At 65.7% G+C, this 8,146-nt stretch carries 6 protein-coding genes and 1 pseudogene; 6 read left to right on the forward strand and 1 reads right to left on the reverse strand.

Going from position 1 to position 8,146, the window contains the following annotated elements; genetic code table 11:
* From HWX36_RS09325 to HWX36_RS09350, 6 genes and pseudogenes are all read left to right on the forward strand, one after another.
* Positions 1 to 1,041: an alpha-ketoacid dehydrogenase subunit beta gene (locus tag HWX36_RS09325; RefSeq protein WP_089483685.1), complete on the forward strand. Its 1,041-nt coding sequence runs from the start codon at positions 1 to 3 to the stop codon at positions 1,039 to 1,041.
* 1 nt (position 1,042) lies between these two features.
* The gene (locus HWX36_RS09330; RefSeq protein WP_175951817.1) at positions 1,043 to 2,380 is read left to right on the forward strand and encodes a dihydrolipoamide acetyltransferase family protein; all 1,338 of its coding nucleotides are present in this window, start codon (positions 1,043 to 1,045) and stop codon (positions 2,378 to 2,380) included.
* Between the two features lie 5 nt (positions 2,381 to 2,385).
* Positions 2,386 to 3,777, forward strand: a complete 1,392-nt coding sequence (gene lpdA, locus HWX36_RS09335) for a dihydrolipoyl dehydrogenase (protein WP_175951818.1) — start codon at positions 2,386 to 2,388, stop codon at positions 3,775 to 3,777.
* Positions 3,778 to 4,362: 585 nt separating this feature from the next.
* A complete protein-coding gene (locus HWX36_RS09340) occupies positions 4,363 to 4,992 on the forward strand; it encodes an NAD-dependent epimerase/dehydratase family protein (protein ID WP_175951819.1) in 630 nt (209 codons plus the stop codon).
* A 130-nt stretch (positions 4,993 to 5,122) separates the two neighbouring features.
* Entirely contained in the window at positions 5,123 to 5,800 is a 678-nt protein-coding gene (locus tag HWX36_RS09345; protein ID WP_175951836.1) for an SOS response-associated peptidase family protein, read from the forward strand.
* Between the two features lie 303 nt (positions 5,801 to 6,103).
* A pseudogene (locus tag HWX36_RS09350) lies at positions 6,104 to 7,399 on the forward strand (cytosine permease); the annotation flags it as partial.
* On the opposite strand, the gene HWX36_RS09355 reads toward HWX36_RS09350, so the two are convergent.
* A partial coding sequence (locus HWX36_RS09355) for an IS630 family transposase (protein ID WP_244136340.1) occupies positions 7,397 to 8,146 on the reverse strand: 750 nt, incomplete at its 5' end. The pseudogene HWX36_RS09350 and the gene HWX36_RS09355 overlap by 3 nt on opposite strands.

Below are 8,146 nucleotides of genomic sequence, written 5' to 3' on the forward strand. Positions count from 1 at the left end.
ATGGCGCAACAAGAGACAGGCACGGCAACGCAGCCGATGACGATGATCCAGGCGCTGCGCTCGGCGATGGACGTGATGCTCGGGCGCGACAGCGACGTGGTCGTGTTCGGGCAGGACGTGGGCTATTTCGGCGGCGTGTTCCGCTGTACCGAAGGATTGCAGAACAAATACGGCAAGTCGCGCGTGTTCGATGCGCCGATCTCCGAAAGCGGGATCGTCGGCGCGGCGGTGGGGATGGGCGCCTACGGGCTGCGCCCGGTGTGCGAGATCCAGTTCGCCGATTATTTCTACCCGGCGTCAGACCAGATCGTGTCGGAAGGCGCGCGGCTGCGCTATCGCTCGGCCGGCCAGTTCATCGCGCCGATGACGATCCGCATGCCCTGCGGCGGCGGCATCTACGGCGGCCAGACGCACAGCCAGAGCCCGGAGGCGATGTTCACGCAGGTGTGCGGGCTGCGCACGGTGATGCCGTCGAACCCGTACGACGCGAAGGGGCTCCTGATCGCATCGATCGAGAACGACGATCCGGTGATCTTCCTCGAGCCGAAACGGCTGTACAACGGGCCGTTCGACGGCCATCACGATCGGCCGGTGACGTCGTGGCTCAAGCATCCGGCAAGCGCGGTGCCCGAGGGCTACTACACGGTGCCGCTCGATACGGCCGCCGTGGTGCGGCCCGGCAACGACGTGACGGTGCTGACCTACGGCACGACGGTGCACGTGTCGCTCGCCGCGGCCGAGGAGACGGGCATCGATGCGGAGGTGATCGACCTGCGCACGCTGTGGCCGCTCGACCTCGACACGATCGTCGCGTCGGTGCGCAAGACCGGGCGCTGCGTCGTGGTGCACGAGGCGACGCGCACCTGCGGTTTCGGTGCGGAACTGGTGTCGCTGGTCCAGGAACATTGCTTCTACCACCTCGAGGCGCCGGTCGAGCGCACGACGGGCTGGGATACGCCGTATCCGCATGCGCAGGAGTGGGCGTACTTTCCGGGCCCGGCCCGGGTCGGTGAAGCGTTGCGACGCGTGATGGAGGCGTGAGATGGGGATTCATGTCATCAAGATGCCGGATATCGGCGAAGGGATTGCCGAGGTCGAGCTGGTGGCCTGGCACGTGGAAGTCGGGCAGACGATCAAGGAAGACCAGCCGCTCGCCGATGTGATGACCGACAAGGCGGCGGTGGAGATTCCGTCGCCGGTGACGGGCAAGGTGATCGAGCTCGGCGGCCGGATCGGCGAGATGATGGCGGTCGGCAGCGAGCTGATCCGCCTCGAGGTCGAAGGTAACGGCAACCTGAAGGCCGGCGCACCGGTGCGGGAATCAAAGGTGGAAACCGCACCGGTCGCGGCAGCGCCGTCGAAGGCCGTGGCCGTGGCGCCGGCGGAATCGTCGGCAAAGCCGGCCGCGAAGCACGCACCGGCGGAGCCGCGTCGTGCGAAGCCTGCCGAGCACACGGCGCACGTGGAACCGCCGCGCGCGGCGCTCGCGCCGGGTGAGCGGCCGCTCGCGTCGCCGGCCGTGCGCCAGCGCGCATGGGACATGGGCATCGAGCTGCGCTATGTGCGCGGCAGCGGTGAGGCAGGGCGGATCCTGCATGCGGATCTCGATGCGTATGCGCGCACCGGCAGCGGTGCGGCGCGCGGGTCACGCGCAGCGCAGGCGCATGGCTACGACGAACGCAACGATGAGACGGAAGTACCGGTGATCGGCTTGCGGCGTGCGATCGCGCGCAAGATGCAGGAAGCGAAGCGCCGCATTCCGCACTTCAGCTACGTCGAGGAGATCGACGTCACCGAGCTCGAATCGCTGCGTACGGATCTGAACCGCCGCTACGGCGATACGCGCGGCAAGCTCACGCCGCTGCCGCTGCTGATCCGCGCGATGGTGATCGCGTTGCGCGATTTCCCGCAGATCAACGCGCGTTTCGACGACGAAGCGGGGGTCGTCACGCGCTACGGCGCCGTGCACATGGGCGTTGCGACGCAGACGGACGGTGGCCTCACGGTGCCCGTGCTGCGTCATGCCGAAGCGCGCGACGTGTGGTCGATTTCCGCCGAAATCGCGCGGCTCGCCGAAGCAGTGCGTGCGAACCGCGCGCAGCGCGACGAGCTGAGCGGCTCGACGATCACGATCTCGAGCCTCGGCGCGCTCGGCGGCATCGTGTCGACGCCGGTCATCAATCATCCTGAAGTCGGCATCGTCGGCGTGAACCGCATTGTCGAGCGGCCGATGATCCGCGACGGCGCGATCGTCGCACGCAAGATGATGAACCTGTCGTCGTCGTTCGACCATCGCGTCGTCGATGGCGCGGACGCGGCCGAATTCATCCAGGCCGTGCGCGCGGTGCTCGAGCGCCCGGCACTGCTGTTCGTGGAGTGAGCGCGATGAAGAATGAACACACCACGCTGCTCGTGATCGGCGGTGGACCGGGCGGCTACGTCGCCGCGATTCGCGCCGGCCAGCTCGGCATTCCGACCGTGCTCGTCGAGCGCGACCGGCTCGGCGGCACGTGCCTGAACATCGGCTGCATTCCTTCGAAGGCGCTGATCCACGTGGCCGACGCATTCGAACAGGCCCGCGGCCACGCGGGCGAGGGGGCGCTGGGGATTCGCGTGCGCACGCCCGAGATCGACATCGGGAAAAGCGTCGCGTGGAAGGACGGTATCGTCGACCGGCTGACGCGCGGCGTCGGCGCGCTGCTCAAGAAGAACGGCGTGCGCGTGCTGCACGGCGATGCGCACGTGGTCGACGGCAAGACCGTCGACGTCGTCGCCGCTGGCCACACGACGCGAATCAGCTGCGAGCACTTGTTGCTTGCGACCGGCTCCGAACCGGTCGCGCTGCCGTCGATGCCGTTCGGCGGCCATGTCGTGTCGTCCACCGAGGCGCTGTCGCCCGAGACGTTGCCGAAGCGGCTGGTTGTTGTCGGGGCCGGTTACATCGGGCTCGAACTCGGGATCGTCTACCGCAAGCTCGGCGTCGACGTCAGCGTCGTCGAAGCGGCGGAGCGCGTGCTGCCTGCATACGATGCCGAACTCGCGCGGCCGGTCGCCGATTCGCTCGCGCGGCTGGGCGTGCGGCTGTTGCTCGGCCACACGGTGCTCGGGCTCGCGGAACACGGCGCGGTGCGCGTGCAGGCCGCCGATGGCGCGGAGCAGACGCTGCAGGCCGATCGCGTGCTGGTCGCGGTCGGCCGCCGGCCGCGGGTCGACGGCTTCGGGCTCGAGTCGCTGCCGCTCGATCGCAACGGCCGCGCGCTGTGGATCGACGACGAATGCCGAACCTCGATGCGCAACGTCTGGGCGATCGGCGACGTGGCCGGCGAGCCGATGCTCGCGCATCGCGCGATGGCGCAGGGCGAGATGGTGGCCGAGCTGATCGCCGGCAAGCGCCGCAAGTTCATGCCCGCGTCGATCCCGGCCGTGTGCTTCACCGATCCGGAGATCGTTACGGCGGGCTGGTCGCCGGACGACGCGCGTGCGGCCGATGTCGATTGCGTGAGCGCGTCGTTCCCGTTCGCGGCAAACGGGCGTGCGATGACGCTGCAGGCGACCGACGGCTTCGTGCGCGTCGTCGCGCGGCGCGACAACCACCTGATCGTCGGCTGGCAGGCGGTCGGGCGCGGCGTGTCGGAACTGGCCGCGGCGTTCTCGCAATCGCTGGAGATGGGCGCGCGGCTGGAGGACATCGGCGGCACGATCCATGCGCACCCGACGCTCGGCGAAGCGCTGCAGGAAGCCGCGCTGCGTGCGCTCGGGCATGCATTGCACGTCTGACGCGTCCCACGCACGGCATCGCAGACGTAACAAAGCCCGTGAGCATCCGGATGCTCACGGGCTTTTTCGTTGGTGCGGGTGGTTTCGGAAGTGGAGACCCAGGCGCCCGGTGCGTCGATCCAGGTCGTACGGGAAGTGCGGCTCATCGTCTGTCTCGGAAAAAGGAGGGCGCCGCACGGAGGAATCAAGACAGCTGAATGGGCGTTCCCGGGCGAATTAAGAGATAACGAACGAGATGAATCTTGCGGAGGGAAATGTATTCGTAATGAAAGGCAGCGAAAAATGAATGCACTTTCTTTCGTTGGTTGATATGAGGTATCGCATAAATATCTAATGAATTTTATTTCGTGATGCTTTCTGCGAAAAAATAGCGAAAGAACGTGTAAAGGTGCGACGAATTGAGGCGTGGATGAACTGCGGCCGATGGCGCGCCGCATCAATCTAGAGATACGGATCGGGCGCGGTCTGTAACTTTTCGAGATGTTGGAAGGTTGTCGGCGCCGGGTCGGCCGACGATCATGTGGGAAGCTGGAAACCGGGCCGTTCCCGGCCCGCCAACGCAGGCTCCACACGGAAGAACCGGACATGAAACTGCTGCTCGTCGGCGCGACCGGACTCGTCGGGCGTCACGTCCTCGAAGTCGCGCTCGCCGATGCGCGGGTCGATCAGGTGATCGTCCTCGCGCGCCGCCCGTTGTCGCCGCATCCGAAGATGCGCGCGCTCGAAGTCGATTTCGACCATCTGCCCGACGCAGCCGACTGGTGGCATGCCGATGCCGTGATCTGCACGCTCGGCACCACGATGCGGGCCGCCGGCTCCCAGGCGGCATTCCGGCGCGTCGACCACGACTATCCGCTCGCGGTCGCGCGGCTTGCACACCGCTACGGCACACCGGCCTACGTGCTGAATTCCGCACTCGGCGCAAATGCGGCGTCGCGCATCTTCTACAACCGCGTGAAGGGCGAGGTCGAGCAGGCGCTCGCCGGCGTCGGGTTCGCGTCGCTCACTTATGTGCGGCCCGGCCTGATCGGCGGCAGCCGCGACGAATTCAGGTTCGGCGAGCGGTTGCTGGTGTCCGCGTTGAACCTGGCCCGCCCCGTGTTGCCGGCGAAGTGGCGCGTGAATCCCGCGTCGCGGATCGCCCGCGCGATGCTCGATGCGGCAATCGACGCGCGGCCGGGCGTGCAGGTCATCGCGTCGGACCAGCTCGTGTGACGGCACGCGTCGGGCAACGCGCGGCGCATCATCGCTTCGTAAAACTGTTTCGTCATACCAAGCAATAGCGCGAGCATGGCGCCCACGCCGACCTACGATGGAAACATGGCTTCCCATCGTCCGCCGAGCCGTGTGCACTCACTACCGCGCCCCTGACGAAGACCCGGGCATCAGCGAACTGAAGATCGGCATCGGCGATCTGTATCGCCGCGACCCGTGGGCACCCGACGTGTATCCCGACTACGCGGCGCCGGTCGCGCGCGCCAATGGCGACGGTCTCGAAGTCGTCGCGGCCGTGTTCGGCTTCTGGCCGAAATTCATGCAGCCGGAGCGGGTCGACGAGAACGGCCGTCGAAGGAAGAAACTCGACACGATGAACGCGCGCGCGGAAACGGTCGGCTCGTCGCGGCTCTACGGCCAAGCGTGGCGCAACGGACAGCGCTGCCTGATTCCGGTGCGCTGGATCGTCGAACCCTGCTATGAAACCGGTCGCAACGTGTGGCAGCGGATCGGCGTCGACGGCTGGCAACCATGCTGCGTCGCCGGCATCTGGCGGCGCTACGAAGGCGAAGACGGTCGTGAACGCGTGGGCATGGCGATGCTCACGGTCAACGCCGACTCGCACCCGCTGTTCGCGCGGATGCATCGGCCGGGCGAAGAGAAGCGGGGCGTCGTGATGCTGCGTCGCGACGACTACGACGAATGGCTGCATGTGCGTGACGTCGAGGCCGCCCGATGCATGCTGAACCTGCTTCCCGCCGCCGACATGACGGCCGAGCCCGATCAGGCGTCGCCCGCACGCACCTGAGCTTTCATCCATCCGACATTCCGCTTTCGATCAAACCGGTCGAACGTATCCCGATGGCTCGAACAATTTCGAAAATCGGCCGATACCGGGTAATCACCGATACCTCGCAAGTTGTATATACAAGATCATCCGCTGGCAATGTCGGCACACGTCGTGCCGCTTGCGTGCCCGTGCGCAGACCGTGCGTGCGCGGCGCATGCCGGCGATCCACGGCGCCCCGCACCCGCAGAGCCGAAAGGGCGGCTCGCAGATTCCCGTCTCGTTCAAACCATTTGTGATCCTGAGTATTTTGGAGATTTCCCCGTGTCAACGAATCCCAGTGGAAAAGCCGGCGGCCTGATCGAAGTCCGTTCGATCGACTTCATTCCCGACGCCGAGCGCCACGGCGGCTTGCTGAGCCAGTTCACGCTGTGGCTGTCGGCCAACATGCAGATCACGGCCATCGTCACGGGCGCACTTGCCGTGGTGCTCGGCGGCGATGTGTTCTGGTCGCTGGTCGCGCTGCTGCTCGGCCAGTTCATCGGCGGCGCGGTGATGGCGCTGCATGGCGCGCAGGGGCCGCAACTCGGGTTGCCGCAGATGATCTCGAGCCGCGTGCAGTTCGGGGTCTATGGCGCGATGATCCCGATCGTGCTCGTGTGCCTGATGTACATCGGCTTTTCCGCGAGCGGCTCGGTGCTGGCCGGGCAGGCCGTCGCGCAGTTGCTGCACGTCGACGACGCGGCCGGCATCCTGCTGTTCGCGGCCGTGATCGTCGTGCTGACCGTGTTCGGCTATCGCGCGATCCATGCCGTCGGCCGGATCGCGAGCGTGGTCGGCATCGCCGCGTTCGTCTACATGTTCACGCAGCTGTTCGCGAACCACGATATCGGCGCACTGCTGGCGAACAGGCATTTCACGCTCGCAAGCTTCCTGCTGTCGATGTCGCTGTCGGCGTCGTGGCAGATCGCGTTCGGCCCGTACGTTGCCGACTATTCGCGCTACCTGCCGCGCTCGACGTCGTCGGTCGCGACGTTCGTCGCGGTCGGCCTGGGTTCGGTGATCGGCGCGCAGGCGGCGATGGTGTTCGGCGTGTTTGCGGCCGCACTGGCCGGCAGCCAGTTCGCGCACCATGAGGTGTCGTATATCGTCGGCCTCGGCTCGACGGGCGCCGTGGCCGCGCTGCTGTACTTCAGCATCGCGTTCGGCAAGGTGACGGTGACGGCGCTCAACGCATACGGCAGCTTCATGTCGATGGCGACGATCGTCAGCGGCTTCCGCGGCAAGGGTGCCGTGTCGTCGCGCAGCCGCCTCGTCTACATCTTCGGGATGATCTGCGTATCGACGCTCATCGCGCTCGCGGGCCGCCATTCGTTCCTGAAGGAATTCACCGCATTCATCCTGTTCCTGCTCGCGTTCTTCACGCCGTGGAGCGCGATCAACCTGGTCGACTATTACTGCTTCACGCGCTCGCGCTACGACGTGCCGGCGCTGTCAGATCCGGACGGCCGCTACGGCCGCTGGAACGTGATGGCGATCACGATCTACGTGGTCGGCATCCTCGTGCAGTTGCCGTTCATGTCGACGCACCTCTACACGGGGCCGCTCGTCGACGCACTAGTCCATTGAACCGGATGAATTGCACCGGATGCGTCGAGTTGGATCGGAGTACTTCCACTTCAACGGGGCGGCCTGCTTGTTGTATTGGCGGATGTAGCGCATGAGCTTTTTGTCGAGATCCTTGGTGCTGGTGAACACACCTCGCGTGATGACGTCACGCTGGATGCGAGCAAACCAGTTCTCGACCTGATTCAGCCATGACGAATACGTGGGGGTGTAATGTATCGAGACGTTCGTATGGTCGGCCAGAAACGTTTGAACGGCGTCGGTTTTGTGGCTGCTCACGTTGTCGCAGATCACGTGAATCTCTTTTCCGGTGGGCTGTGCCGATACCACCTCGGTGAGGAATGCGACGAACTGCGCACTGGTATGGCGTGGGGCAGTTTTGCCCAGCACTTCGCCGGTGGCGACATTCAGTGCCGCAAACAGGCTCAGGGTGCCGTTGCGTTTGTATTCGAAGCCGTGGCTTTCGGCACGCCCGGGCGAGAGCGGCAACATCCGGTCTTTGCGATCAAGCGCTTGAATGGCCGTTTTCTCGTCCACGCAGAACACCACCGCGTGCAACGGCGGGTTCAGATACAAGCCGATCACATCGGCTGCCTTGGCCTCAAAGTTGGGATCGTTGGACACCATGTGGGTATCGAGACGATGCGGCCGGATGTCATGCTTGCGCCAGATACGTTGCACCGTCATGAAGGGCACGCCCAATTGCGTGGCCAGCTTGCGGCTGCTCCAGTGCGTCGAACC

It is taken from the genome of Burkholderia sp. BCC0405, assembly GCF_902833075.1.
Taxonomy (GTDB): domain Bacteria; phylum Pseudomonadota; class Gammaproteobacteria; order Burkholderiales; family Burkholderiaceae; genus Burkholderia.

Coding starts and splice junctions, on each gene's coding strand:
- HWX36_RS09330 (WP_175951817.1), top strand. CDS start 1,043: ATGGGGATTCATGTCATCAAGATGCCGGATATCGGCGAAGGGATTGCC.
- HWX36_RS09340 (WP_175951819.1), top strand. CDS start 4,363: ATGAAACTGCTGCTCGTCGGCGCGACCGGACTCGTCGGGCGTCACGTC.
- HWX36_RS09325 (WP_089483685.1), top strand. CDS start 1: ATGGCGCAACAAGAGACAGGCACGGCAACGCAGCCGATGACGATGATC.
- lpdA (WP_175951818.1), top strand. CDS start 2,386: ATGAAGAATGAACACACCACGCTGCTCGTGATCGGCGGTGGACCGGGC.